Source organism: Serratia sp. CY47280 (genome assembly GCF_052168655.1).
GTDB lineage: Bacteria > Pseudomonadota > Gammaproteobacteria > Enterobacterales > Enterobacteriaceae > Serratia > Serratia bockelmannii.
Genome location: NZ_JBJNMG010000008.1, coordinates 102909 through 128220, shown reverse-complemented (window position 1 = coordinate 128220; position 25312 = coordinate 102909). Strand labels below are relative to the sequence as shown.

The 25312-nt window shown below is 61.5% G+C and carries 18 protein-coding genes; 8 read left to right on the top strand and 10 right to left on the bottom strand.

What is annotated here, in order from left to right; genetic code table 11:
• The first annotated feature begins 80 nt into the window (after window positions 1-80).
• The 5 genes from malT to glpD all read left to right on the top strand — a co-directional run bounded on the left by malT (window position 81) and on the right by glpD (window position 6777).
• The gene (gene malT / locus ACJ8J4_RS22430) at window positions 81-2795 is read left to right on the top strand and encodes an HTH-type transcriptional regulator MalT (protein ID WP_043138955.1); all 2715 of its coding nucleotides are present in this window, start codon (window positions 81-83) and stop codon (window positions 2793-2795) included.
• A gap of 82 nt (window positions 2796-2877) precedes the next feature.
• Window positions 2878-3204, top strand: coding sequence for a thiosulfate sulfurtransferase GlpE (gene glpE, locus ACJ8J4_RS22425; RefSeq protein ID WP_004930790.1), 327 nt, complete (start codon window positions 2878-2880; stop codon window positions 3202-3204).
• A gap of 172 nt (window positions 3205-3376) precedes the next feature.
• On the top strand, window positions 3377-4213 hold the full coding sequence (gene glpG / locus ACJ8J4_RS22420) for a rhomboid family intramembrane serine protease GlpG (protein ID WP_043138958.1): 837 nt from the start codon (window positions 3377-3379) through the stop codon (window positions 4211-4213).
• A 50-nt stretch (window positions 4214-4263) separates the two neighbouring features.
• Window positions 4264-5022: a DeoR/GlpR family transcriptional regulator gene (locus ACJ8J4_RS22415; protein ID WP_004930797.1), complete on the top strand. Its 759-nt coding sequence runs from the start codon at window positions 4264-4266 to the stop codon at window positions 5020-5022.
• A gap of 246 nt (window positions 5023-5268) precedes the next feature.
• Window positions 5269-6777 carry a glycerol-3-phosphate dehydrogenase gene (gene glpD, locus ACJ8J4_RS22410; RefSeq protein WP_043138961.1) on the top strand — a complete coding sequence of 503 codons (1509 nt, stop codon included), beginning with the start codon at window positions 5269-5271 and terminating at the stop codon, window positions 6775-6777.
• A gap of 59 nt (window positions 6778-6836) precedes the next feature.
• Here the strand turns inward: glpD and glgP are convergent, their stop codons facing one another.
• The 6 genes from glgP to asd form a co-directional block, all read right to left on the bottom strand.
• On the bottom strand, window positions 6837-9284 hold the full coding sequence (gene glgP, locus ACJ8J4_RS22405; RefSeq protein ID WP_025304564.1) for a glycogen phosphorylase: 2448 nt from the start codon (window positions 9282-9284) through the stop codon (window positions 6837-6839).
• Between the two features lie 141 nt (window positions 9285-9425).
• The gene (gene glgA, locus ACJ8J4_RS22400) at window positions 9426-10856 is read right to left on the bottom strand and encodes a glycogen synthase GlgA (RefSeq protein WP_025304565.1); all 1431 of its coding nucleotides are present in this window, start codon (window positions 10854-10856) and stop codon (window positions 9426-9428) included.
• A gap of 135 nt (window positions 10857-10991) precedes the next feature.
• Window positions 10992-12269, bottom strand: a complete 1278-nt coding sequence (glgC, locus tag ACJ8J4_RS22395) for a glucose-1-phosphate adenylyltransferase (RefSeq protein WP_025304566.1) — start codon at window positions 12267-12269, stop codon at window positions 10992-10994.
• Window positions 12270-12284: 15 nt separating this feature from the next.
• Window positions 12285-14267 carry a glycogen debranching protein GlgX gene (glgX, locus tag ACJ8J4_RS22390; protein WP_197836484.1) on the bottom strand — a complete coding sequence of 661 codons (1983 nt, stop codon included), beginning with the start codon at window positions 14265-14267 and terminating at the stop codon, window positions 12285-12287.
• Window positions 14264-16450: a 1,4-alpha-glucan branching enzyme gene (gene glgB / locus ACJ8J4_RS22385; protein WP_025304568.1), complete on the bottom strand. Its 2187-nt coding sequence runs from the start codon at window positions 16448-16450 to the stop codon at window positions 14264-14266. The genes glgX and glgB overlap by 4 nt, the downstream gene beginning before the upstream one ends.
• Before the next feature lie 443 nt (window positions 16451-16893).
• Window positions 16894-17997, bottom strand: a complete 1104-nt coding sequence (gene asd / locus ACJ8J4_RS22380; protein ID WP_016930397.1) for an aspartate-semialdehyde dehydrogenase — start codon at window positions 17995-17997, stop codon at window positions 16894-16896.
• A 318-nt stretch (window positions 17998-18315) separates the two neighbouring features.
• On the opposite strand from asd, the gene ACJ8J4_RS22375 reads away from it, so the two are divergent.
• Entirely contained in the window at window positions 18316-18909 is a 594-nt protein-coding gene (locus tag ACJ8J4_RS22375; protein ID WP_004930825.1) for a YhgN family NAAT transporter, read from the top strand.
• 30 nt (window positions 18910-18939) lie between these two features.
• Here ACJ8J4_RS22375 and gntK read toward each other — a convergent pair whose 3' ends face one another.
• From gntK to ACJ8J4_RS22355, 4 genes are all read right to left on the bottom strand, one after another.
• Window positions 18940-19467, bottom strand: coding sequence for a gluconokinase (gene gntK / locus ACJ8J4_RS22370; protein WP_016930399.1), 528 nt, complete (start codon window positions 19465-19467; stop codon window positions 18940-18942).
• 101 nt (window positions 19468-19568) lie between these two features.
• Window positions 19569-20885: a gluconate transporter gene (gene gntT, locus ACJ8J4_RS22365; protein ID WP_016930400.1), complete on the bottom strand. Its 1317-nt coding sequence runs from the start codon at window positions 20883-20885 to the stop codon at window positions 19569-19571.
• A gap of 340 nt (window positions 20886-21225) precedes the next feature.
• Window positions 21226-22221 (bottom strand): gluconate operon transcriptional repressor GntR, encoded by a 996-nt coding sequence (gene gntR, locus ACJ8J4_RS22360; RefSeq protein WP_025304569.1) that lies wholly within the window; start codon window positions 22219-22221, stop codon window positions 21226-21228.
• A gap of 293 nt (window positions 22222-22514) precedes the next feature.
• On the bottom strand, window positions 22515-23210 hold the full coding sequence (locus ACJ8J4_RS22355) for a pirin family protein (RefSeq protein WP_004930835.1): 696 nt from the start codon (window positions 23208-23210) through the stop codon (window positions 22515-22517).
• A 390-nt stretch (window positions 23211-23600) separates the two neighbouring features.
• Between ACJ8J4_RS22355 and ACJ8J4_RS22350 the strand changes: the two genes are divergently transcribed.
• Both ACJ8J4_RS22350 and ACJ8J4_RS22345 read left to right on the top strand, forming a co-directional pair.
• The gene (locus ACJ8J4_RS22350) at window positions 23601-24116 is read left to right on the top strand and encodes a GNAT family N-acetyltransferase (RefSeq protein ID WP_049209126.1); all 516 of its coding nucleotides are present in this window, start codon (window positions 23601-23603) and stop codon (window positions 24114-24116) included.
• Window positions 24109-25290 carry a P1 family peptidase gene (locus ACJ8J4_RS22345; RefSeq protein ID WP_049205584.1) on the top strand — a complete coding sequence of 394 codons (1182 nt, stop codon included), beginning with the start codon at window positions 24109-24111 and terminating at the stop codon, window positions 25288-25290. The genes ACJ8J4_RS22350 and ACJ8J4_RS22345 overlap by 8 nt, the downstream gene beginning before the upstream one ends.
• Window positions 25291-25312 lie beyond the last annotated feature (22 nt).

Here is a 25312-nt window from a genome sequence, read left to right as displayed (position 1 = left end):
GGAGCTATTAATTACGAACCATAAAATAATTAGCGCCACTCCAATCCCGGCGGGAACCGCGATTTATACCCTGGAATACTATGCTGATCCCATCAAAACTGAGCCGCCCGGTACGGCTGCAAAATACCGTGATCCGCGATCGCCTGCTGGCCAAACTGGCCAGCGCGGGCAACTATCGCCTGACACTGGTCAATTGCCCGGCGGGATACGGGAAAACCACGCTGATCGCCCAATGGGCGGCCGGCAAGGCCGATCTGGGCTGGTATTCGCTGGATGAGAGCGACAACCAGCCGGAGCGCTTCGCCAGCTACCTGATCGCCGCGCTGCAGCAGGCCAGCGGCGGCCGCTGCGTCAAGAGCGAGGTGCTGAGCCAGAAACACCAGTACGCCAGCCTGTCGGCGTTGTTCGCCCAGCTGTTTATCGAGCTGGCCGACTGGCACCAGCCGCTGTACCTGGTGATCGACGACTACCACCTGATCACCAACGACGCCATCCACGAAGCCATGCGCTTCTTCCTGCGCCATCAGCCGGAAAACCTGACGCTGATCCTGCTCTCACGCACCCTGCCGCCGCTCGGCATCGCCAATTTGCGGGTGCGCGATCAGCTGCTGGAAATGGGCACGCAGCAGCTGGCATTCACCCACCAGGAAGCCAAACAGTTCTTCGACTGCCGCCTGGCGGCGCCGATGGAACAGCAGGACAGCAGCCGCCTGTGCGACGAAGTCGAAGGCTGGGCCACCGCGCTGCAGCTGATCGCGCTGTCGGCCCGCCAGTCCGCCTCGTCGGCTCAGCTGTCGGCCAAGCGCCTGGCGGGGCTGAACGCCAGTCACCTGTCCGACTACCTGGTAGACGAAGTGCTGGACCACGTCGATACCGATGCGCGCGCTTTCCTTCTGCGCTGTTCGGTGCTGCGTTCGATGAACGATGCGCTGATCGTGCGACTGACCGGCGAAGACAACGGCCAGCAGCGGCTGGAGGAGCTGGAGCGCCAGGGGCTGTTTATCCACCGCATGGACGACACCGGCGAATGGTTCAACTTCCACCCGCTGTTCGCCTCTTTCCTGCGCCAGCGTTGCCAGTGGGAACTGGCGCTGGAGCTGCCGGGGTTGCACCGCGCCGCCGCCGAGGGCTGGCTGGCGCTGGGGTATCCGGCGGAGGCCATTCACCACGCGTTGGCGGCCAGCGACGTCAGCATGCTGCGCGACATCCTGCTGCAACACGCCTGGTCGCTGTTCCACCACAGCGAACTGGCCTTGCTGGAGGAGTGCCTCAACGCGCTGCCCTATGAGCGCCTGATCCAAAACCCCAAACTGGCGCTGCTGCAGGCCTGGCTGGCGCAGAGCCAGCACCGCTACAGCGAGGTCAATACCCTGCTGGAGCGCGCCGAGCGCACCATGCGCGAACAGAAAATCGAGATAGACCAAACGCTGCACGCCGAGTTCGACGCCCTGCGCGCCCAGGTGGCGATCAACGCCGGCAAACCGGAAGAAGCCGAGCGGCTGGCGACCGAAGCGTTGAAATTCCTGCCGCTGTCCAGCTACTACAGCCGCATCGTCGCCACCTCGGTGACCGGCGAAGTGCACCACTGCAAGGGCGAGCTGGCGCGCGCGCTGCCGATGATGCAGCAAACCGAACAGATGGCGCGTCGTCATCAGGCCAACCATTACGCGCTCTGGGCGCTGCTGCAGCAGAGCGAAATTCTTATCGCCCAAGGCTACCTGCAGGCCGCTTACGAAACCCAGGATAAGGCCTTCGAACTGATCCGCGAACAGCACCTGGAACAGCTGCCGATGCACGAATTCCTGCTGCGCATTCGCGCGCAGATCCTGTGGTCGTGGTCGCGGCTGGACGAAGCGGAAGACGCGGCGCGCACCGGGCTGAAAATTCTGGCGAACTACCAACCGCAACAGCAGCTGCAGTGCATCGCCATGTTAGCAAAATGCTCGCTGGCGCGCGGCGACCTGGACAACGCCAATACCCATCTGCAGCGGTGCGAAGCCCTTCTGCACGGCGCTCATTATCATCGCGACTGGCTGACCAACACCGACAAATCGCGGGTGATCCACTGGCAGATGACTGGCGACACCGCCGCCGCCGCCCAGTGGCTGCGCCACACCGAAAAACCCGGTATGGCGGACAACCACTTCACGCAGGGCCAATGGCGCAACATCGCGCGGGTGCAGATCCTGCTCGGCCAGTATGAAGAGGCCGGCGTGGTGCTGGATGAACTGAACGAAAATGCCCGCCGCCTGCGGCTGGTGAGCGATCTCAACCGCAATCTGCTGCTCAGCAACCAGCTGTACTGGCTGCAAGAGCGCAAGGGCGAAGCGCAGCAGGCGCTGATCGAAGCGCTGTCGCTGGCTAACCGCACCGGCTTTATCAGCCATTTCGTCATCGAGGGCGAAGCGATGGCGCAGCAGCTGCGCCAGCTGATCCAGCTCAACACGTTGCCGGAGCTGGAGCAGCATCGCGCCCAGCGCATCCTGCGCGACATCAACCAGCACCATCGGCACAAATTCGCGCATTTTGACGAGAACTTCGTCGATAAGCTGCTGACCCACCCGCAGGTGCCGGAGCTGATCCGCACCAGCCCGCTCACCCAGCGTGAATGGCAGGTGCTGGGGCTGATCTATTCCGGCTACAGCAACGACCAGATCGCCGGCGAGCTGGACGTGGCGGCCACCACCATCAAGACGCACATCCGCAACCTGTATCAGAAACTGGGCGTGGCCCATCGCCAGGAGGCGGTGCAGCAGGCGCAGCAGCTGTTGAAGATGATGGGGTACGGCGCGTAAAAACCCTGATATCCCTCTGGTCTTAAACGCCGCCGAGTTGGTTACAATAGCGGCGTCCCCCAATAACGAGGCAGTCAGCAGTATGGAACAGTTCGAAGCGATCAACGTTGAGCAGGCGTACACCCGCTGGAAAGAGGGCAGCGCCGCCCTGGTCGACATCCGCGATCCGCAAAGTTTTGAAGCCGGGCATACGCCGGGCGCCTTTCACCTCACCAACGCCACCCTGTCGGCCTTTATGCAGCAAAACGACTTCGAGCGGCCGGTGATGGTGATGTGCTACCACGGCAACAGCAGCCGCAGCGCGGCGCAATACCTGCTGCACCAGGGGTTCGACGCGGTCTACAGCATCGACGGCGGTTTCGAAGCCTGGGCCCGCCAGTACCCGCAAGACGTGGAAACCTCTGCCTGATCCCCGCCGCCCGCTGCGCATCGGCGGGCTTTTCCCTTCGATTTTATGCGCGTTTTCGCGGGTTTTTCGCAGATCCGTTTGCCAGCGCTCAGGATTTCGACGTTATAATCCGCCGTCAGGGTCATCGGCGAGCAAGCCGCGGCCAAAATCATTCACTTACGACGGAAGAGCAATGGTTAGAGTAATCGCCATATCCAACCCGCGCCTGGCGCTGGCCTTTGTCGACTATATGGCGACCCAGGGCATCCGGCTTGAGCTGCGCAACAGCGGCGAGGCGGCGGAAATCTGGCTGGCCGACGACAGCCACCTCGAGCAGGTGCAACACGAGCTGCAGCAGTTTCTGGTCGATCCGCTCAACCGCCGTTATCAGGCCGCCAGTTGGCAGACCGGCCATACCGACGCCGGCCTGCACTATCAGAGCGAATCCTACCTGCACACCCTGCGCAGCAAGGCCGGGCCGCTGACGCTCGGCGTGATGGTACTGTGCATCGCGGTCTACATCCTGATGCAGGTGCTGGGTGACGATACCGTGATGTACTGGCTCTCCTGGCCGCAAGACAGCAGCCAATACACGCAGCTGTGGCGCTGGGTCAGCCATGCGTTCCTGCATTTCTCCCTGCTGCATATCCTGTTTAACCTGATGTGGTGGTGGTATCTCGGCGGCCAGATGGAAAAACGCCTCGGCGCCGGTAAGCTGTTCGTGCTGGCGGTGGTGTCGGCCTTCTTCAGCGGCTGGGCGCAATCGCTGTTCAGCGGCGCGCTGTTCGGCGGGCTGTCGGGCGTGGTCTATGCGCTGATGGGCTATGTGTGGCTGACGGGGGAACGGGCGCCGGAGCGCGGCCTGATGCTGCCGCGCGGCCTGATGGTGTTCTCGGTGCTGTGGCTGGTGGCCGGATATTTCGATATTTTAGGAATGTCGATCGCCAACGCGGCACACGTAGCCGGTTTAGTGTTAGGGTTATTGATGGCATTTTGGGATACGCGTCATCGCGCACACAACGAACAATAACAGCCGGGAGCTGTGTCCAGCGGACATAGTGGGCGTTTTAGGGGATTATCGTGAAGCAAACACAGCGTCATGACGCAATTATCGAGCTGGTGCGCCTGCAGGGTTACGTCAGCACGGAAGAGCTGGTCGAACATTTTGACGTCAGCCCGCAAACGATTCGCCGCGATTTGAATGACCTGGCCGACCAGAACAAGATCCAGCGTCACCACGGCGGTGCGGCGCTGCCTTCCAGCTCAGTCAACGCTGCCTATAACGATCGCAAGGTGATGTGGTCAGAAGAGAAAGCCCGCATCGCGCAGCGCGTCGCCAGCCAGATCCCGGACGGCGCCACGCTGTTCATCGATATCGGCACCACGCCGGAAGCGGTGGCCCATGCGCTGATGAACCACAAGAACCTGCGCGTAGTCACCAACAACCTCAACGTCGCCACCCTGCTGACCGCCAAGGAAGACTTCCGCCTGATCCTGGCCGGCGGTGAAGTGCGCACCCGCGACGGCGGCATCATGGGCGAAGCCACCCTGGACTTCATCTCTCAATTCCGTCTCGATTACGGCATTCTCGGCATCAGCGGCATCGATATGGACGGCTCGCTGCTCGAATTCGACTATCACGAAGTGCGCACCAAACGCGCGATTATCGAAAATTCCCGCTGCGTGATGCTGGTGACCGACCACTCCAAATTCGGCCGCAACGCCATGGTCAACCTGGGCAACATGAACCTGATCGACTACCTGTTTACCGATCAGTTACCGCCGCCGAGCGTGATGAAAATCATCGAGCAGTACGACGTGCAGCTGGAGCTGTGCTGATCCGCTGTTAACCTGCGGGGCGCGCCGCCGCCCCGTTTCCCCCCCCCCGCCTCCCTTACCGACAGCCGTTTGCGCGCTCGCGCCATATCCACATCATTTATGTGACTATCATCACCAAACTGTTACCTCTATCACGCCTAAATGTTTTTGTTTGGTTAAGTCTTGGCTTGCTTGTTGGTTTTTGATTACAATCATGAGCGAAAACGAACATGAAAGAGCTATTTCGAACATCTGGAGGAAGATGACGTGGAAACCAAAGACTTGATCGTTATCGGTGGCGGCATCAACGGTGCCGGCATCGCGGCGGATGCTGCCGGGCGCGGGCTGTCGGTACTGCTACTGGAAGCGCAAGACTTGGCCTGTGCTACGTCTTCCGCCAGTTCCAAACTGATCCACGGTGGCCTGCGCTACCTGGAACACTACGAATTCCGTCTGGTGAGCGAAGCGCTGGCCGAGCGTGAAGTGCTGCTGAAGCTGGCGCCGCACATCGCGTTCCCGATGCGTTTCCGCCTGCCGCACCAGCCGCACCTGCGTCCGGCCTGGATGATCCGTATCGGCCTGTTCCTGTACGATCACCTGGGCAAGCGCACCAGCCTGCCGGGCAGCAAGGGGTTGCGCTTTGGACCAGAGTCGGTGCTGAAGCCTGAACTGAAGCGCGGTTTCGAATATTCCGACTGCTGGGTTGACGATGCTCGCCTGGTGGTGCTGAACGCGCAGGAAGTGGAAAAACGCGGCGGCGAAGTGCGCACCCGCACCAAAGTGACCCGCGCATGGCGTGAAAACGGCCTGTGGATGGTGGAAGCGGTCGATATCGACAGCGGCAAAACCTTCACCTGGCGCGCCAAAGGCCTGGTGAACGCCACCGGCCCGTGGGTGAAAAACTTCTTCGACGACGGCCTGAAGCTGAAATCACCTTACGGCATCCGTCTGATCAAAGGCAGCCACATCGTGGTGCCGCGCGTGCACGATCAGCCGCAGTCTTACATTCTGCAGAACGAAGACCACCGCATCGTGTTCGTGATCCCGTGGAATGACGAGTTCTCCATCATCGGCACCACCGACGTGGAGTACAAAGGCGATCCGAAGGACGTGAAGATCGACGAGAACGAAATCGCTTATCTGCTGAAAGTGTACAACGATCACTTCAAGAAGCAGCTGGGCCGCGACGACATCGTCTGGACTTACTCCGGCGTGCGTCCGCTGTGCGACGACGAGTCCGATTCACCGCAGGCGATCACCCGCGATTACACGCTGGACGTGCACGATGAGCAGGGCAAAGCGCCGCTGCTGTCGGTCTTCGGCGGCAAGCTGACCACCTACCGCAAGCTGGCCGAGCATGCGATGGAAAAACTGGCCCACTACTACCCAGGCTGCGGCCCGGCGTGGACCAAAAACGCCACGCTGCCGGGCGGTGACATCGACGGCGACCGCGACGGCTACGCGGCCAAACTGCGCCGTGCGCACGGCTGGTTGCCGGAAGCTCTCGCGCGCCGCTATGCCCGCACCTACGGCAGCCAGAGCGAGCTGATCCTGGCCGGCGCCAACGGCCTCGCCGATCTGGGCGAAGATTTCGGCCACGGTCTGTATGAAGCCGAGCTGCGCTACCTGACCGAGAAAGAGTGGGTCGTAGAACTGGCCGACGCCATCTGGCGCCGTACCAAGCTGGGTATGTGGCTGGACGAGGCGCAGCAGGCGCGAGTGAAAGCCTGGCTGGCAGAACACGCGAAAACGAAAGCGCTGTCTCTGGCTTCCTGAGCCGCAGCGTAACGAAAAAGGGCCGGTTATCCGGCCCTTTGCTTTTTTCCTGTCCCGCTTTACAGCTTCACCGGCTGAATGTGCCAGATTTCGTCCGCGTATTCCTGAATGGTGCGATCGGAGGAGAAGTAGCCCATGTTGGCGATGTTCAGCACCGCACGCCGCGTCCATTCGTCCTGATTGAGATAGACCTCGTCCACCTTGTCCTGCGTGTCCACATAGCTGCGGTAATCCGCCAACAGCTGATAGTGGTCGCCGAGGTTGACCAGCGAGTCGAACAGATTGCCATAGCGTTTCGGCTCTTCCGGGCTGAACACGCCGGTAGCGATCTGCGTCAGCGCCTGATGCAGCTCCGGGTCTTGCTCATAGTACTGGCGCGGGTTGTAACCGTTGCGGCGCAGCTCCTCGACCTGCTCGGCGGTATTGCCGAAGATAAAGATGTTCTCCTCCCCCACATGCTCGCGCATCTCGACGTTGGCGCCGTCCAGCGTGCCGATGGTCAGCGCGCCGTTCAGCGCGAACTTCATATTGCTGGTGCCCGAGGCCTCGGTGCCCGCCAGCGAGATCTGTTCGGACAGATCCGCCGCCGGGATGATGATCTGCGCCAGGCTGACACCGTAGTTCGGAATGAACACCACCTTCAACTGGGTATGCACGCGCGGATCGTTGTTGATCACTTTGGCCACGTCGTTGATCAAGCGGATGATCTGCTTGGCGGCATAGTAGGCCGAGGCCGCCTTGCCGGCGAAGATCACCACCCGCGGCACGCGCTCGATCTCCGGATCGTCCAGCAAACGGTTATACAGCGTGATGACATGCAGCACGTTGAGCAGCTGCCGTTTGTACTCGTGGATGCGCTTGATCTGCACGTCGAACAACGCATCCGGGTTGACCACCACGTTGAGCGTTTTGGCGATATACAGCGCCAGCCGCTCCTTGTTCTGCCGCTTGGCGCGCTGTACCGCCTGCAGGAAGCTCGGGTAGTCGATATTGGCCTGGATCTCGCTCAGTTGGCTGAGATCGGTGCGCCAGGTTTGGCCGATGCAGTCGTCCAGCACCGCCGCCAGCGGCGGGTTGGCCAGCGCCAGCCAACGACGTGGCGTTACCCCGTTGGTTTTGTTGCAGAAACGAGTCGGGAACAGCCGGGCGAAGTCGGCGAACAACGACTGCACCATCAGTTCGGAATGCAGAGCGGAAACGCCGTTGACCTTGTGGCTGGCCACCACCGCCAGCCACGCCATGCGCACCCGGCGGCCGTTGGTTTCGTCGATGATCGAGACCCGCGCCAGCAGATCGTTGTCGCCCGGCGCCACTTCCTGCACCATCTTGAGGAAGTGATCGTTGATTTCGAAAATCAGCTGCAGGTGGCGCGGCAAGATGCGGCCTATCATGTCCAGCGGCCAGGTTTCCAGCGCTTCGCTCATCAGCGTGTGGTTAGTGTAAGAGAACACCTGCTCCACCACTTCCCAGGCGTCGAGCCACTTGAATTTGTGCTCGTCGATCAGCCGGTGCATCAGCTCGGGAATCGACAATACCGGGTGGGTGTCGTTGAGGTGAATGGCGATCTTGTCCGCCAGGTTGTCGAAGGTTTTGTGCATCAGCCAATGGCGATTGAGGATATCCTGTACCGTGGCCGACACCAGGAAATACTCCTGCCGCAGCCGCAGTTCGCGCCCGGAGGAGGTCGAATCGTCCGGATACAGCACGCGCGACACGTTCTCCGAATGGTTTTTATCTTCCACCGCCGCGAAGTAATCGCCCTGGTTGAACTTGCCGAGGTTGATCTCGTTACTGGCCTGCGCGCCCCATAACCGCAGCGTGTTGGTGGCGTCGGTGTCAAAACCGGGGATCACCTGATCGTAGGCGATGGCCACGACCTCTTCGGTCTCCAGCCAACGCGCCTTGGCGCCCTCCTGCTGCACGCGGCCGCCGAAGCGCACCTTGTAGCGGGTGTTATGGCGCGGAAACTCCCACGGATTGCCGTACTCCAGCCAGTAGTCCGGCGATTCCATCTGTTGGCCGTTGACGATGTTCTGCTTGAACATGCCGTATTCATAGCGAATGCCGTAGCCGCGCCCCGGCAGCGCCAGCGTGGCCAGCGAGTCGAGGAAGCAGGCCGCCAGCCGGCCCAGACCGCCGTTACCGAGCCCGGGGTCGTTCTCTTCCTCCAGCAGCTCCGCCAGGTTCAGCCCCATCTCATTCAGCGCATTGTCGATATCCTGATAGATGCCCATCGACAGCAGCGCGTTAGACAGGGTGCGGCCGATCAGGAACTCCATCGACAGGTAATACACCTGCCGCACGTCTTGAGACAGCTGGGCGCGGTTGGAACGCAGCCAGCGCTCCACCATGCGATCGCGCACCGCGAACAGCACGGCGTTCAGCCAATCGTGCCGGTTGGCGATAGCCGGATCCTTGCCGACGATAAACATCAGCTTATAGGCGATGGAGTGTTTCAGCGCTTCCACACTGACCGTAGGTGAGGTGTAACTAAACGGTGAAGTCATGGCTTTTTAATCCCTTGTAGGGAGCCCCGCCATTCGCCGCGGAATAGCGGGCTCCGCTGAACATGGACGCGGTACGCCGCGCCCCGACAATCTACCCTTACGGCTGCCCGCCGTGCGTCAACCCGAGACGCGAAACGCGGGCTACAAGCGTTGATAAAGCGATAAATACTCTTTCGCCGCCACCGGCCAGCCGAAGTCCACACTCATGGCGTGGCGCTGAACGTGGCGCCAGTGTTTCGGCCGGCTCCACAGCACCATGGCGCGGCGGATGGCGTTGCCCAGCGCGACGGCGTCGCAATCGTCGAACACGAAGCCGCTGGCGGTGCCGTCGGCCAGGTTCTCCAGCGCGCAGTCCACCACCGTGTCCGCCAGCCCGCCGGTGCGACGCACCAGCGGCAGCGTGCCGTACTTCAGACCGTAGAGCTGCGTCAGGCCGCAGGGCTCGAAGCGGCTCGGCACCAGAATCACGTCGGCGCCGCCGATGATGCGATGGGAGAAGGATTCGTGATAACCGATCTGCACGCCGACCTGCTCAGGGTAGTCGGCGGCGGCGGCCAGAAACGCCTGCTGCAGCACCGCGTCGCCGGCGCCCAGCAGCGCCAACTGCCCGCCCTGCGCCAGCAATTCGGGCAACGCCTGCAGCACCAGATCGAGGCCTTTCTGGTTGGTCAATCGGCTCACCACCGCGAACACCGGCAGCGATTCGTCCACCTTCAGTCCCATGGCCTTTTGCAGATGCAGCTTGTTTTTGACCTTGCTTTTCAGATCGTCGGCGTCATAGCGGGCGCTCAGCCGCGGGTCGTGGGCCGGATCCCAAATTTTGTCGTCCACGCCGTTGAGGATGCCGCTCAACCTGCCCTGCCGCTGCCGCTCCTGCAGCAGCCCCTCCATGCCGTAGCCAAACTCCGGCCGGGTGATCTCGCGCGCATAGGTCGGGCTGACGGCGGTCACGTGGTCGGCATAAAACAGCCCGGCCTTGAGGAACGACATCTGGCCGTAGAACTCCAGGCCATAGACGTTGTAAAACGACGCCGGCAGCCACAGCTCGGTCACGTGATGGGCGGAGAACAGCCCCTGGTAGGCCAGGTTGTGCACCGTGAACACCGAACGCGCCGGGTGGCCGTTGGCGGCCAGATAGGCGCAGCTGAGACCGGCGTGCCAGTCGTGGGCGTGCACCAGCTGCGGGCGCCAGTAGCGATCCAGCCCCTTGGCCAGCTCGCAGGCCATCCAGCCCAGCAGCGCAAAGCGCCGGTGGTTGTCGGGGTAGGCGTACATGGACTGATCGTGGTACGGGCTGCCCGGCCGGTCATACAGCCAGGGCGCATCGATCAGGTAAATGCCCACGCCATGATAGGTGCCGTAACGCAGGCCCACCCGGCCGGCGAACGAATCGATTTCCGCCACCAGCACGGTGTCCGGAATGCCGTTGCGTACGTCAGGGAAAGCGGGCAATAGCACCCGAACATCGGCGCCTTCGGCGATTTGCGCCGCCGGCAGTGCGCCAACCACGTCTGCGAGTCCGCCTGTTTTCAGCAGGGGGAACATTTCAGAACATACGTGTAAGACCTGCATTATCACTCCTGAAAGTCGGCCGAAGGCCTCTGGATAAGAAATAAAGCAGGCTTGCCGCTGTTATGTGTGCCGCGTTGCGCAAGCCATCGAACCGTTCATCGGGCGGCAGGCTATCGTTCTGCCCCCCACGTTAACTCACAATTTTGACAACATTTCGCGCGTCACCAGCACGATGCCGCCTTCCGAGCGATAAAAACGCTTGCTGTCCTCATCGGCGTTTTCCCCGATCACCATGCCCTCCGGAATGTGGCAGGCGCGGTCGATGATGCAGCGCCGCAGGCGGCAGGAACGGCCGACGTTCACGTCCGGCAACAATACGGTAGAGTCGATGGTGCAAAACGAGTTCACTCGCACGCGCGGGAACAGCACCGAATGCACCACCACCGACCCGGACACGATGCAACCGCCGGACACCAGCGAATTCATGGTCATGCCATGGCTACCGGAGCGATCCTGCACAAACTTGGCCGGCGGCAGCGGTTCCATGTGGGTGCGGATCGGCCAGGCGCGGTCGTACATGTCCAGCTCCGGCGTCACCGACGCCAGATCGAGATTGGCGCGCCAGTAGGCGTCCAGCGTGCCCACGTCGCGCCAGTACGGCGGCAAGTCGGGGTTGGACGTCACGCAGGATAAGGTAAACGGATGTGCCCACGCCGCCTGCTGCGCGGTGATTTTCGGGATCAGATCCTTGCCGAAGTCGTGGCTGGAGCCGGGGGTCGACATATCCTCCTCCAATAGCTGGAACAGGTAGGCGGCATTAAAAATATAGATGCCCATGCTGGCCAGCGACATATCCGGGTTGCCCGGCATCGCCGGCGGATCGGTGGGTTTTTCCAGAAACTCGATGATGCGATCGCTTTCATCCACCTTCATCACGCCGAATTCACCGGCCTCGCTGCGCGGCACCGGCAGGCAAGCCACAGTGCACTGAGCGCCCTTCTCGACGTGGTCGATCAGCATGCGCGAATAATCCATCTTGTAGATGTGATCGCCCGCCAGGATCACCACGTATTCGGCCTCGTAGCGGCGGATGATATCCAGGTTCTGGTACACCGCGTCGGCGGTGCCCTTGTACCAATGCTCGGTGCTGAGGCGCTGCTGGGCCGGCAGCAGATCGACGAACTCATTCATCTCCTCGTTGAGGAACGACCAGCCGCGCTGAATGTGCTGCACCAGCGTGTGCGACTGGTATTGGGTGATCACGCCGATGCGGCGGATGCCGGAGTTCAGGCAGTTCGACAAGGCGAAGTCGATGATGCGGAATTTGCCGCCAAAGTGGACGGCGGGCTTGGCGCGGGTGGAGGTCAAATCTTTCAGACGTGAACCGCGGCCGCCGGCCAGGATCAGCGCTACGGATTTAATCGGCAACTGGCGCGCCAACATCAGGGGGTCTTTATTTTCAAACCTAACCATAGCGGACTCCTTTTATTATTTCCGTACCAGTACGCAAAGCGAGCGCGCGGCCTGGTGCCAGGCGGGCAATACCGCCCGTGAGTCTTCCTGAGTGAACGGGGCGACAACCTGCCAATCGCCTTCCGACAACCTCATCTCCGTCGTTTGCGGCGTGGCGTTGATCAGCAGCAGCCAGCGCTGCGACAGCAAGATCTGCATGAGCGGCTCGCCCTGCTCCCACTGCTGCGCGTCGAGCGCCTGCCCTTGCGCGTTCAGCCACTGCACGCTGCCGTCGTCCTGCTGCCACCAGCGGTCCTGCTGCAGCGCGGGGATCTGGCGGCGCAGCGCGATCAGCGCCGCGACGTAATCGGTCAGCGCGTCGTCCGCCGTGGCCCAGTCGAGCCAGGTGGTGGCGTTGTCCTGACAATAGGCGTTGTTGTTCCCCTGCTGGCTGTGTCCCTGTTCATCGCCGGCCAGCAGCATCGGCGTTCCCTGGGACAGCAACAGCGTAGCGAGCATCGCCCGCTGGCTGGCCCTGCGGCGTTGCACAATGGCGTCGTCGGCCACCAGGCCTTCGACGCCGTGGTTGTTGCTGAAATTGCGATCGCTGCCGTCGCGGTTGCCCTCGCCGTTGGGCTGATTGTGTTTCTCATTGAAGCTGACCACGTCTTGCAGGGTAAAACCATCATGGGCGGTCAGCATATTGACGGTGGCGTAAGGCGCTCGCCCGCGCTGGTTATACAGATCGCTGGAAGCGGCAAAACGCCGGGCGAACTGGCCGAGCGACACGCCGCTCTGCAGCCAGAAACGGCGCATGTCATCGCGGTAATGGTCGTTCCATTCGGCGAAGCGGCCGGGAAACGCCCCCACCTGATAGCCGCCGGGGCCAACGTCCCAGGGTTCAGCGATGAGCTTGCAGCGCGACAGCACATCGTCCGCCAGCATCGCCTGGAACAGCGGGGCATCGCGATCGAACTCCGGCGTGCGGCCGAGCACGCTGCCCAGATCGAAACGGAAGCCGTCGACGTGGCACTCCCGTACCCAAAAACGCAGGCAATCCATCACCCAGGCCACGCCTTGCGGCTGATCCAACCGCAGCGTGTTGCCGCAGCCGGTGTCGTTGACATAGTCCCCTTCGGGCGTCAGCCAGTAGTAGCTCAGGTTATCGATGCCGCTCAGCGACAGCATCGGCCCGTCCCTATCCAGCTCGGCGCTGTGGTTAAACACCACGTCCAGGATCACCTCGATGCCGGCTTGGTGCAGCGCCTTGACCGCATCGCGGAATTCGTTCAGCGGCGTGGCATCGGTGCTCAGGCTGGCGTAGCGGTTGTCCGGCGCATAGGGCGCCAGCACGTTATAGCCCCAATAGTTGATCAGCCCCAACCGCTGCAGGCGCGGTTCGGAGGTATGTTGCTGCACCGGCAGCAGTTCCAGCGCGGTGATGCCGAGGCGTTTGAAGTGGGCGATCATCTCCGGGTGCCCCAATGCGGCGAAGCTGCCGCGCAGCGCCGGCGGGATCTTCGGGTGCAGCAGCGTCAGGCCGCGCACGTGCGCTTCATAAATCACCGTCTGGCCCCAGGGCGTGGCAGGCGGGCGATCGTCCTGCCAGTCATACCGTTCGTCCACCACCACACATTTCGGCATTAGCTCTGCGCTGTCGTGCGGGTCCGGCTGCTCGTAACCGCCGTGCAGGTGCGGGTGGTCCCCCACCGGCCCTTCCACCGCGCGCGCGGCTGGATCGAGCGCCAGTTTGTTGGGGTTGAAACGCTGTCCGTTCGTCGGATCAAACGGGCCATAGACCCGGTAACCGTAACGTTGCCCCGGCCTGCCGCCCGGCAAATAGCCATGCCAGATATCGCCGCTGCGCGCCGGCAGCGGCAGGCGTACTTCGCGCTGCTGGCCGTCGAACAGGCACAGCTCCACCCGCTCGGCGTGCGCCGAGTACAGGGTAAAGTTGATGCCTTCGCCGTCGTAATGCGCGCCCAGCGGCGCGGCGAGGCCGGCCGTCAGCTCCGTCATGGCGCCTCCCGCAGCAGATAAATGGTCGCCAGCGGCGGCAGCGTTACGCAGATGGAGAAGTCGCGGCCGTGGCTGCCGACCGCTTCGGAAGAGACCCGCCCCTGATTGCCGGCGTTGCTGCCGTGATAGTGGTGCGAATCGGTATTGAGGATCTCGCGGTAGTCACCGGCGCGCGAGAGGCCGATGCGGTAGCGGTAGCGCGGCACCGGGGTAAAGTTGCTGATGGCGATCAGCTCATTGCCCTGCGAATCGTAGCGCGCGAAGGCGAACACCGAGTTATCGTGATCGTCGACCACCAGCCACTCGAAGCCGTCCGGCCGGTAGTCGCGCTCGTACAGCGGCGCCTGCTGCCGATAGCAGTGGTTCAGATCGCGCACCAGCCGCTGCACGCCGTTATGCCAATTATCCAACCCCTCCAATAAATGCCAGTCGAGGCTGGTATCGAAATTCCACTCGCGCCCCTGCGCGAATTCGCAGCCCATAAACAGCAGCTTTTTGCCCGGATGCGCCCACATAAACCCGTAATAGGCGCGCAGGTTGGCGAACTTTTGCCAGGCGTCGCCCGGCATGCGGTCGAGGACCGATTTTTTGCCGTGCACCACTTCATCGTGCGAGATAGGTAACACGAAGTTCTCGGTATAGGCATACAGCATGCCGAAGGTCATCTGGTTGTGGTGATATTTGCGGTGCACCGGATCGCACTTCATATAATTGAGCGTGTCGTGCATCCAGCCGAGGTTCCATTTGTAGTGGAACCCCAGGCCGTTGGCGTCCGGCGGCAGAGTGACGCCGGGATAGTCGGTGGACTCCTCCGCCAGCGTCACCGCGCCCGGCTGCGCCTGGCCAATGGTTTGGTTGGTATAACGCAGGAAGGCGATGGCCTCCAGGTTCTCGTTGCCACCGTAGTAATTCGGCACCCACTCGCCGTCGGCGCGGCTGTAGTCGCGATAAATCATCGACGCCACCGCATCGACCCGCAGCGCATCGATACCGAAACGCTCCAGCCAATACAGCGCGTTGCCCGCCAGGTAGTTGCGCACCTCGTGACGGCCGTAGTTGTAGATCAGCGTATTCCAGTCCTGGTGGTAGCCCTCACGCGGATCGGCGTATTCGTACAGCGCGGTGCCGTCGAAATTCGCCAGGCCGTAGGCGTCGCTCGGGAAGTGCCCCGGCACCCAGTCAAGGATCACGTTGATGCCCGCCTCATGCGCCGCCGCCACGAACGCCCTGAAATCGGCCGGCGTGCCGAAGCGACGGGTCGGCGCATACAGCCCCAGCGGCTGATAGCCCCAGCTGCCGTCGAACGGGTGCTCGTTGATCGGCAACAGCTCGATATGGGTGAATCCCATGTCCTTCACATAGTCGATAAGCTGCACCGCCAGCTCGCCATAGCTAAGCCAGAAGTGATTATCGGTGTGGCGGCGCCATGAGCCAAGATGCACCTCGTAGATGGCGATCGGCTGGTCAAAATCGTTGGCGCGGCGGCGCGCCGGCGTCGACGGCACCCCCTCCGGCAGCGGCGCCACCAGCGAGGCGGTATCCGGGCGCATCTGCGCCTCAAAGGCGTAAGGATCGGCTTTCAGCTGGGTATTGCCGTAGCAATCGACGATTTCATATTTGTACAGCTGGCCGGCCCGCACGCCGGGCAGGAACAGCTCCCAAATGCCGTTCTCACGCCGCAGACGCATCGGATGGCGGCGGCCGTCCCAGAAGTTGAACTCCCCCACCACCGAGACGCGCTGGGCGTTGGGCGCCCAGACCGCAAAACTGACGCCGTCGATGCCATCCAGCGTAACGAGGTGGGCGCCCAGCCGTTCATAGGGACGCAAATGCGTGCCCTCGGCCAATAGCCAACTGTCGATATCCTGCAGCAGCGGGCCAAACCGGTAGGGATCGTCGACAGTCTGTTGGTGATCGCGCCAGCTGACCTGCAGCTGATAGCGGAAAGGATTTTTTCGCCGCGGCACCACGGCGCTGAAGAAACCGCGCGGATCGTCGCAGTTCAGCTGCACCAGCCGCCGGCCGGTTTGCTGTTCTACCAGCCAGACTGCGCCGGCGTCCGGCAGCAGCGCGCGCACCTGCAGACCGTTATCGGTCGCATGCATGCCAAGCAGAGCAAAAGGGTCGGCGTAATGGCCGGAGATGATCTGATCAATCACGTCACGATCGGGAAGTACAGGCATAGTCTTCTTCCTTAGATTAACAGCATGATCTAAGCACGGCTTGTTGGTTATTCCTTGGCCGTTTTGGTCATCATGCAATGCATTCGGACTCTAAAGCGTGATTGCGGTCGGTTATTGACCAATCTTTACTCTGCCGACCTGAATTTCGCTCTTTATGCTTATTTTTTGAAATATTTCAGTCATGGTGAAAAAGTGTTCACCCATGCGTTAAGCATAGCCAATGTCTGTTAAAAACTGCTCAGCATTGCTCAGGAAAATTCTTCATTAAGAAAACTGCCAGCCCGGCGGCGTCTGAATGCGGCGGCCGACGAGGCGATATGCGGGGTGGAGCCCAGTGAAACGAGGCTTGCGGTGACGTTGTCCGACGCGGTGCGCGGCGAACAAAAAGGCGGAAAATAAGGCTTTAGGGGGCTGAAATCAGCCAGCCCCCAGGAAGTGCGGGTTTACAACAGGATGCGCAGCATGCGGCGCAGCGGCTCGGCCGCGCCCCACAGCAGCTGGTCGCCCACGGTGAACGCCGACAGGTACTCTGGCCCCATGTTCAGCTTGCGCAGACGGCCGACCGGCGTATTCAGCGTGCCGGTCACCGCCGCCGGCGTCAGTTCGCGCATGGTCAGCTCGCGGTCGTTCGGGATCACGCGCACCCAGTCGTTGTGCGTCGCCAGCATCTGCTCGATTTCCGGCAGCGACACGTCTTTTTTCAGCTTCAGGGTGAACGCCTGGCTGTGGCAGCGCAGCGCGCCCACGCGCACGCACAGGCCATCGACCGGGATCACGCTGCCGGTGTTCAGAATCTTGTTGGTTTCCGCCTGGCCTTTCCACTCTTCGCGGCTCTGGCCGTTGTCGAGCTGCTTGTCGATCCATGGGATCAGGCTGCCGGCCAGCGGCACGCCGAAGTTATCGGTCGGCAGTTTGCCGCTGCGGGTGGCTTCGGTCACCTTGCGCTCGATATCCAGAATGGCGGAAGCCGGGTCCTGTAGCTCTTTCGCCACGTCGGCGTGCAGCATACCCATTTGGGTCAACAGTTCGCGCATGTGGCGCGCGCCGCCGCCGGAGGCCGCCTGGTAGGTGGCGACCGACGCCCACTCCACCAGATCGTTAGCGAACAGGCCGCCGAGGGACATCAGCATCAGGCTGACGGTGCAGTTGCCGCCGACGAAGGTTTTGATGCCTTTGTCCAGGCCCTGCTGGATCACCGCGTGGTTGACCGGATCCAGGATGATAATGGCGTCGTCCTGCATGCGCAGCGACGAGGCCGCGTCGATCCAGTAACCCTGCCAACCGCTGGCGCGCAGCTTAGGATAGACTTCGTTGGTATAATCGCCGCCCTGACAGGTAATAATGATATCGAGCGCGCTCAGTGCGTCGATGTCATACGCATCCTGCAGCGTGCCTTGCTGGCCGCCGAAGGCCGGCGCGGCAGAACCGTGCTGCGAGGTGGAGAAAAAGACCGGGCGAATGGCGTCGAAATCGCGCTCTTCCGTCATGCGTTGCATGAGAACCGAGCCGACCATTCCGCGCCAACCGATGAAACCAACGTTTTTCATAATATCTGTATCCCGCCCGGATAAGGGCTTATGTAGGTGATAACGAGTTGTGTGCAATATCTCCTCACCTTACAAAATGTCGGCGCGGGCGCAAAGTGAATTTATTCGATGGCTGAGGATTTCTCAGCAATCCTTCTTATATACCCGTCGTCTTTCAAACTGCAGCGTTGTTACCTGCACGATCGCATCCCCAGTCACTTACTTGAGTAAGCTCCTGGGGATGCGATCGCTGGGCGCCTAGCTGCAATTTGAAATCCATAGGTATAGGCAAGGACGCGGCCGAAAAGGCCGAGGCGTTTTCCCGATCACGAGGTCACCATGACAGAGATGATTTCCGCTACGGTATTGCTGTTTTTAATTATGGATCCGCTGGGCAACCTGCCGATTTTCATGTCGGTGCTCAAGCACCTGGAACCGCGCCGCCGCCGGGTGGTGCTGATCCGCGAGCTGCTGATCGCCCTGCTGCTGATGCTGATCTTCCTGTTCGCCGGCGAGAAAATTCTGGCGTTCCTCAACCTGCGTACCGAAACCGTCTCCATTTCCGGCGGCATCATCCTGTTTCTGATCGCCATCAAGATGATTTTCCCCACGCAGGAGGGGAACAGCTCCGGGCTGTCCGCCGGCGAGGAGCCGTTCCTGGTGCCGCTGGCGATCCCGCTGGTGGCCGGGCCATCGATTCTGGCGGCGCTGATGCTGCTGTCGCACCAGTATCCGCATCAGCTGCCCCATCTGGTGGCAGCGCTGTTGATCGCCTGGGGTCTCTCTGCGGCCATTTTGCTGATGTCGAACCTGTTCCTGCGCCTGCTGGGCAGCAAAGGCGTCAGCGCGCTGGAGCGGTTGATGGGGCTGATTCTGGTGATGCTGTCGACCCAGATGTTCCTGGACGGCGTGCGGGCTTACATGAAGCTGTAGGCGCCTGGCGGCGCCGACAACGGCCCGCGCTCAGCGGGCGGTAACGCGGCGAATATAGGCGAGCGTATCGGCGACCACGCCGTCCAGCGGCTGGTTGATGTCAATCGCTTGCACATCCGGCTCCTGCTCACCCGGCTCTTCCAACGTGGCGAACTGCGAAACCAGCATCTGCGGTTTGAAGAAGTGACCTTTGCGCTGCTTCAGGCGCTCCTCGATCACCGCCTTGTCGCCTTTCAGGTAGAGGAAATGCAGGTTGCTATTCCCTTCGCGCAGGCGGTCACGATAGCTTTTTTTCAACGCCGAGCAGACCAGCAGCGACACGGGATTGGTGCGTTGCATGGCGAAGATGGCGTCGTTCAAGGCCGCCAGCCACGGGGCGCGATCGTTGTCGTCCAGCGCGTGCCCGGCAGCCATTTTGTTGATGTTGGCGCGCGGATGCAGATAATCGCCGTCCAGCATGGCGGCCTCGGCCTCGTGGGCGACAGTGCTGGCTACGGCGGATTTGCCGCTGCCGGATACGCCCATCAGGATAAATACGTGATTCTGCGGATTGCTCATTGTGTCATGCCCCTATGGGAACTGGCGCAAGCGCGCCAAATGCGTCCCAACTGATAAAGATACTCTGGAACGCCGACGCCCCGCAGGGCGCCGGATAAAGATTATACGACCGTCGCCAGGAGCAGACAGCCCACCAGGCCGCACACCGAGATGATGGTTTCCAGCACCGACCAGGATTTGATGGTTTCCATGATGCTCAGGTTGAAATACTCCTTGAACAGCCAGAAGCCCGGATCGTTGACGTGCGAGAAGATGACGCTGCCGGAGCCGACCGCAATCACCATCAGCTCAGGGCTGACGCCGGTGGTGGCGATCAGCGGCGCGACGATGCCGCCGGCGGTGATTGCCGCCACGGTGGCGGAACCCAGCGCCAGACGCAGCGCGGCGGCGATTGACCAGGCCATCAGAATCGGCGAAACGTTGCTGCCTTCCATCAGGCCGGCGATGTACTGCTCGACGCCGCTGTCCACCAGCACCTGTTTAAAGGCGCCGCCACCGCCGATGATCAACAGCATCATCGCGATGATTTTAATCGAGTCGGTGATGGTGCCCATCACTTCATCCATGGTGCGGCCACGGTTCAGGCCGAAGGTGAAGATGGCGATCAGCACGGCGATCAGGGTCGCCATCACCGGGTCGCCGAAGAACTCGGCGAAGCGCAGCAGGCTGTGGCCCTTCGGCAGCACCATTTCAGCCACCGCGCGCAGCGCCATCAGGATCACCGGCACCAGCGACGTGGCAACGCTGACGCCAAAGCTCGGCATCTCCGCGTCGGTAAAGGTTTTCGGGTTGTACAGGCCTTCCGGCACCGGCTTGTCGATGCCTTTCAGGAAGCGGGCATAGACCGGGCCGGCCAGGATCACCGTCGGGATCGCCAGCAGCGTGCCGTACAACAGGGTTTTACCCATGTCAGCATGGAAGATGGTGGCGATGGCGGTCGGGCCTGGATGCGGTGGCAGGAAGCCGTGAGTCACCGACAGCGCGGCGGCCATCGGCACGCCGACGTACAGCAGCGGAATGCGTGCGGAGGCGGCGATGGTGAACACCAGCGGCAGCAACAGCACGAAGCCCACTTCGTAGAACAGCGCGAAGCCGACGGTGAAGCCGGTCAGCACCACCGCCCATTGAATGTGTTTTCTGCCGAACTTGTCGATCAGCGTGGTGGCGATGCGCTGTGCGCCGCCGCAGTCCGCCAGCAGCTTGCCGAGCATGGCGCCGAAGCCCATGATCAGCGCCAGGCTGCCTAGCGTACCGCCCACGCCGGCCTTGATGGAGCCGATGACCTTATCGACCGGCATACCCTGTGCAATCCCGACCGCCAGGGCAACCAGAACCAGAGAGATAAAGCCGTTCAGCTTGAAGCGGATCATCAGCAGCAGCAGCAGCGCTACGCCGCCTGCAACAATCACTAATGGCATAGTTTTTCTCCAACCTTTTATCGCGACTCTCTTTACGATAGGCGTAAAGCGTGCGGTTGTTTTATTTTTAGGCTCTTTCCCGGTGTTTAAGAAGAGCTGTAGGTGTTGTTGAGTCAGAGGTTCAGTCTTGCAGCAAGATGACCGCACACTCGTTGTTACCGGTATCATGATACCGGTAACAACATGAGCGCCGGAACCGGGTAAGCGGCTAAAATTCGCGTTCTGGGACAGAGATCAAACTTATGTCGGCAACGAGCGGCGGGCTTACAGGCGGGATAACCAGCGCGCCTCAGGGCGCGCTGCAAAAAGAAAGGGTGTTAAAACAGAACGTTAAAATGGCTCAGATACTGCCACCGGGGATCACAGTGAAACCGACGTCCACCATGCGTGGGCACACCGTTTCACCGCGCAGCCGGGCCAGCAAGCGCTCGGCGCCGATCTGCCCCATGCGTTCACGCGGCGTCAGCACGCTGGCCAGCTTCGGCACCATCACCTGGCCGATGTCATGGCCGTGGAAGCCGGCGATCGCCATGTCCTGCGGGATCGACAGCCCCTGCCGCTGGCACTCGAAGGCCGCGCCGATCGCCAGGTCATCGTTGGTGCAGAAGATACTGTCGATCTGCGGATAGTCGCGCTGCGCCACGCGCAGCAGTTCACCGCCGGCGGAATAGGAGGAAGATCGCGCGGTCATGATGCTGTACGGTTCCAGGCCGGATTCACGCATCGCCTGCTCATACCCCTGCTGCTTGATGATGGTACGTTCATCCTGACGGGCGCCGAAATAGACCACGTGACGGTGGCCGTGCGCGATGATCTGCTGGGTCATCTGGCGCGCCGCCTCGAAGTTGTTGAAGCCCACCGCCAGATCGATGCACGGCGAGACGCAGTCCATCAGCTCCACCACCGGAATGCCCGCCACCTCGATCATTTTCAGGGTGCGCGGCGTGTGATGGCGCTCAGACAGGATCAGGCCGTCGATATTGTAAGACAGCAGCGAGGTCAGACGTTCTTCTTCACGCTCCGGCAGGTAGCCATAGTGCGCCAGCATGGTCTGGTAGTTGTGCGCGTCGGTCACGCTTTCGATGCCGCGCAGCACTTCGGCGAACACCTGGTTGGTCAACGACGGCAACAGCACGCCAATCGCCCGGCTGGTGGCGTTGGAGAGGATGTCCGGCGCGCGGTTGGGGATGTAGCCCAGCTCATCCAGCGCGACGGCGATTTTTTGCTGCAGGGCGACGGAAACCTGGTCGGGATTGCGCAGATAACGGCTCACCGTCATCTTGGTCACGCCCACCTTGTCCGCCACATCCTGGAGTACCGGCCGTTTTTTCTTCATTATCAATGAACTGACTAACCATGAATGGGCAGTCATTTTAGCAAAAAAAACGGCGGGCCGATATTGTCGGTTATGCGACGGCCAACGCAAAAAGGGCTCACATCGTGAGCCCTTCATACGCAGACAAAGGGGAAAAAGCGTGGTTTCTCCCCCTTTGTGACGATCAACCGAAAATCAATAAATTGATTTTCCTTGTTTTTATATGTTTTGCCGGCGTTAAGTCAGGCAACGTCGGCAGGCGAGTCACTCACCTCAAGGGCTCACACCGTGAGCCCTTGATATTTACCGCTTAATCACACCGGCGGCAGATCGAACAGCAGGATTTCGCTCTCTTCGTCGGCCTGGATCGTCAGTGCCGATTCATCCCACACCGCGAACGCGTCGCTGATGCCGGCGGTCTGGCCGTTGACCGAGACCTTGCCGCGCACCACCTGGATCCAAACGCGACGGCCGGCGGCGATCGGGCATTCCCCCTGCTCGCCTTTATTCAGCGCCCAACGCGACAGCGTCATATCCTGGAACACCTTCAGCGAGCCGTCACGCGCATCCGGCGACAGCACCAGCTGACGGCCCTGCGGCGCGTCGAACATGCGCTGCTCATAGCGTGGCTCAAGCCCGACCTGATCCGGGATGATCCAAATCTGGTACAGGTGCAACGGACGATCCTGATTGGCGTTGTACTCGGAGTGACGCACCCCGGTGCCCGCACTCATGATCTGGAATTCACCGGCCTGGATCTGCTCCTTGTTGCCCATGCTGTCCTGATGTTCCACCGTGCCGCTCAGCACGTAGGTCAGGATTTCCATGTCTTTATGCGGGTGAGTACCGAAACCCTGCCCTGCATCGATCACATCTTCGTTGATCACCCGCAGCGCCGAGAATCCCATAAAGTTCGGATCGTAGTAATCGGCAAATGAGAAGGTGTGCCAGCTATCCAGCCAGCCATGATTGGCGTGGCCGCGGTCTTCCGCTTTACGTACATAAATCATATTCAACTCTCCTCAATGTTTTTTTACAGTCTAGTCCTGCCAGCAGAATAAGAAAGCGTAAAAAACTCATGCCTCTGTTCAAAAATTTCGATGGAATGAAACAGCGGATGGGCAGCGGATTTGTTGAAGGCGGAAACGGCTGAAAAAAGGGCAAAAAAAAAGCCAGCACCCGAGCTGGCTAAGTAAACACTGGAAGCAATGTGAGCAATGTCGTGCCTTCGCAGCGAGAGTATCAAGGGTTGATGCCCTCCCCGGAACGCATCGCAATAATAATCATTATCATTCGCACCTGTAAAGCGTTTTTTTTGACCCGTTGAAATAATATTGACTCAAGGCAGTAAACGGATAAATTCAGAGGTTATTCAACCGGTAAGCAAAAGGAGCAGCGACATGAGCGAGATCGTGATACGCCACGTGGAAACAACGGATGCGCAAGCCCTGCATCATCTTTATTCGCAGACGCCCGTCTACCGCGATACGCTGCAGCTCCCGCTACCGTCCGTCGAGTCCTGGCAGAAGCGACTCGCCAATCCCGAACCGGGCACGCATAACCTGGCGGCCATCATCGACGGGCAGCTTGCCGGCCAGTTGGTTGTGATGCTGAATCAGCGCGTTCGCCGCCGCCACGTCGCCACCTTCGGCATCGGCGTCGATCCGCGCTACCACGGCAAAGGCGTCGGCAGCCGCCTGATGCGGGCGATGATCGACCTGTGCGACAACTGGGCCGCCATCGAGCGCATCGAACTGACGGTGTTCACCGACAACCCGGCCGCCATCGCGCTATACCGCAAGTTCGGCTTCGAGATAGAGGGCACCAGCCGCGGCTATGCCATGCGCGATGGCGTGCTGGTCGACGCCTACCATATGGCGCGTTTGCGTTCCGGGCAGCCGCACGGCGATGCGTAATATTCCCCACCCGCAGGGGCCGCTGTGCCGGCCCCTGCATATCAACCGCCGAACCTTTTTACACGCGCTGGCCGGCCTGACCGCCGCCGTCGGCATATTCTCTCCTCTCACCCCATTAGGTGCCGCTATGCCAACTTCCGCCGCCGGGCGCCCAGGCTCCCGCAACCTGATTACCGATGTGCCCGGCCTGAAGGTCGGCGTGGCTCAGGACAGCCGGGTGCGCACCGGCGCGACGGTGATCCTGCCGGACAGCCCGGCGATTGCCGCCGTGGACGTGCGCGGCGGCGGCCCCGCCACCCGGGAAACCGACGCGCTCGGTGAGGACAATTTGGTACAGACCATCGATGCGCTGACGTTCAGCGGCGGTTCGGTTTACGGTCTGGCGGCGGCGGATGGCGTCGCAGCCTGGCTGGGGCAACAGGGTAAAGGCTACGCGCTGCGCCCAGCACCCGGCGTGCCGGTCTCCCCTATCGTGCCCACCGCCTGCCTGTACGATCTGGCCAACGGCGGCGACAAAAACTGGCAGCTCACGCCGCCGTATCGCCAGTTGGGCATCGAGGCGGTCGGCAAGGCCGGCCTGGACTTTCCGCTGGGCACCGTCGGGGCCGGCTACGGCGCCATGACCGGCATGGGCAAGCTGAAAGGCGGCCTCGGTTCGGCGTCGATCGTGGCCACCAACGGCGCTACCGTCGGCGCGCTGGTGGCGGTCAACAGTTTGGGTGCGGTGGTCGCACCCGGCACCCGCGCCTTCTGGGCGACGCCTTATGAAATTAACGGTGAATTTGGCAACGGCGGCGCGGCGGCGCTGGCGCAACTGCATGCGCAGGGTGAAGACGGGATGGTGCAAGAGCCGCAGGGCGGCAGAAAGAACACCACCCTGGCCTGCATCGCCACCGACCTGGCGCTGACGCGAGTGGAGTTGAAACGGGTGGCCATCATGGCGCAAGACGGTATGGCGCGCGCGATTCGCCCGCTGCACAGCCCGTTTGACGGCGACGTGGTGTTCGCCCTGTCCACCGGGCAGCGCGAGGTACAGGGCAGCCGCGAACTGGCGGTGCTGCAAATCGGCGCGCTGGCGGCGGACACCCTCGCTCGGGCGATCGCCCGTGGCGTGCATGCCGCCACACCATGGCCAGGCAGCCAGGTCGCAACCTGGCAAACGCTCGGCGGCTAACGCGCCGCCATCAAAAAAGGGG

Excerpts from the sequence above, each read along its gene's own strand:
- malT (WP_043138955.1), top strand. The coding sequence starts at position 81 with ATGCTGATCCCATCAAAACTGAGCCGCCCGGTACGGCTGCAAAATACC.
- glpG (WP_043138958.1), top strand. The coding sequence starts at position 3,377 with ATGGTTAGAGTAATCGCCATATCCAACCCGCGCCTGGCGCTGGCCTTT.
- ACJ8J4_RS22355 (WP_004930835.1), bottom strand. The coding sequence starts at position 23,210 with ATGATTTATGTACGTAAAGCGGAAGACCGCGGCCACGCCAATCATGGC.
- ACJ8J4_RS22345 (WP_049205584.1), top strand. The coding sequence starts at position 24,109 with ATGCGTAATATTCCCCACCCGCAGGGGCCGCTGTGCCGGCCCCTGCAT.
- gntK (WP_016930399.1), bottom strand. The coding sequence starts at position 19,467 with ATGAGCAATCCGCAGAATCACGTATTTATCCTGATGGGCGTATCCGGC.
- glgB (WP_025304568.1), bottom strand. The coding sequence starts at position 16,450 with ATGCCTGTACTTCCCGATCGTGACGTGATTGATCAGATCATCTCCGGC.
- glgA (WP_025304565.1), bottom strand. The coding sequence starts at position 10,856 with ATGCAGGTCTTACACGTATGTTCTGAAATGTTCCCCCTGCTGAAAACA.
- gntR (WP_025304569.1), bottom strand. The coding sequence starts at position 22,221 with ATGAAGAAAAAACGGCCGGTACTCCAGGATGTGGCGGACAAGGTGGGC.
- gntT (WP_016930400.1), bottom strand. The coding sequence starts at position 20,885 with ATGCCATTAGTGATTGTTGCAGGCGGCGTAGCGCTGCTGCTGCTGCTG.
- glgP (WP_025304564.1), bottom strand. The coding sequence starts at position 9,284 with ATGACTTCACCGTTTAGTTACACCTCACCTACGGTCAGTGTGGAAGCG.
- glgX (WP_197836484.1), bottom strand. The coding sequence starts at position 14,267 with ATGACGGAGCTGACGGCCGGCCTCGCCGCGCCGCTGGGCGCGCATTAC.
- glgC (WP_025304566.1), bottom strand. The coding sequence starts at position 12,269 with ATGGTTAGGTTTGAAAATAAAGACCCCCTGATGTTGGCGCGCCAGTTG.
- asd (WP_016930397.1), bottom strand. The coding sequence starts at position 17,997 with ATGAAAAACGTTGGTTTCATCGGTTGGCGCGGAATGGTCGGCTCGGTT.
- glpE (WP_004930790.1), top strand. The coding sequence starts at position 2,878 with ATGGAACAGTTCGAAGCGATCAACGTTGAGCAGGCGTACACCCGCTGG.
- ACJ8J4_RS22375 (WP_004930825.1), top strand. The coding sequence starts at position 18,316 with ATGACAGAGATGATTTCCGCTACGGTATTGCTGTTTTTAATTATGGAT.
- ACJ8J4_RS22350 (WP_049209126.1), top strand. The coding sequence starts at position 23,601 with ATGAGCGAGATCGTGATACGCCACGTGGAAACAACGGATGCGCAAGCC.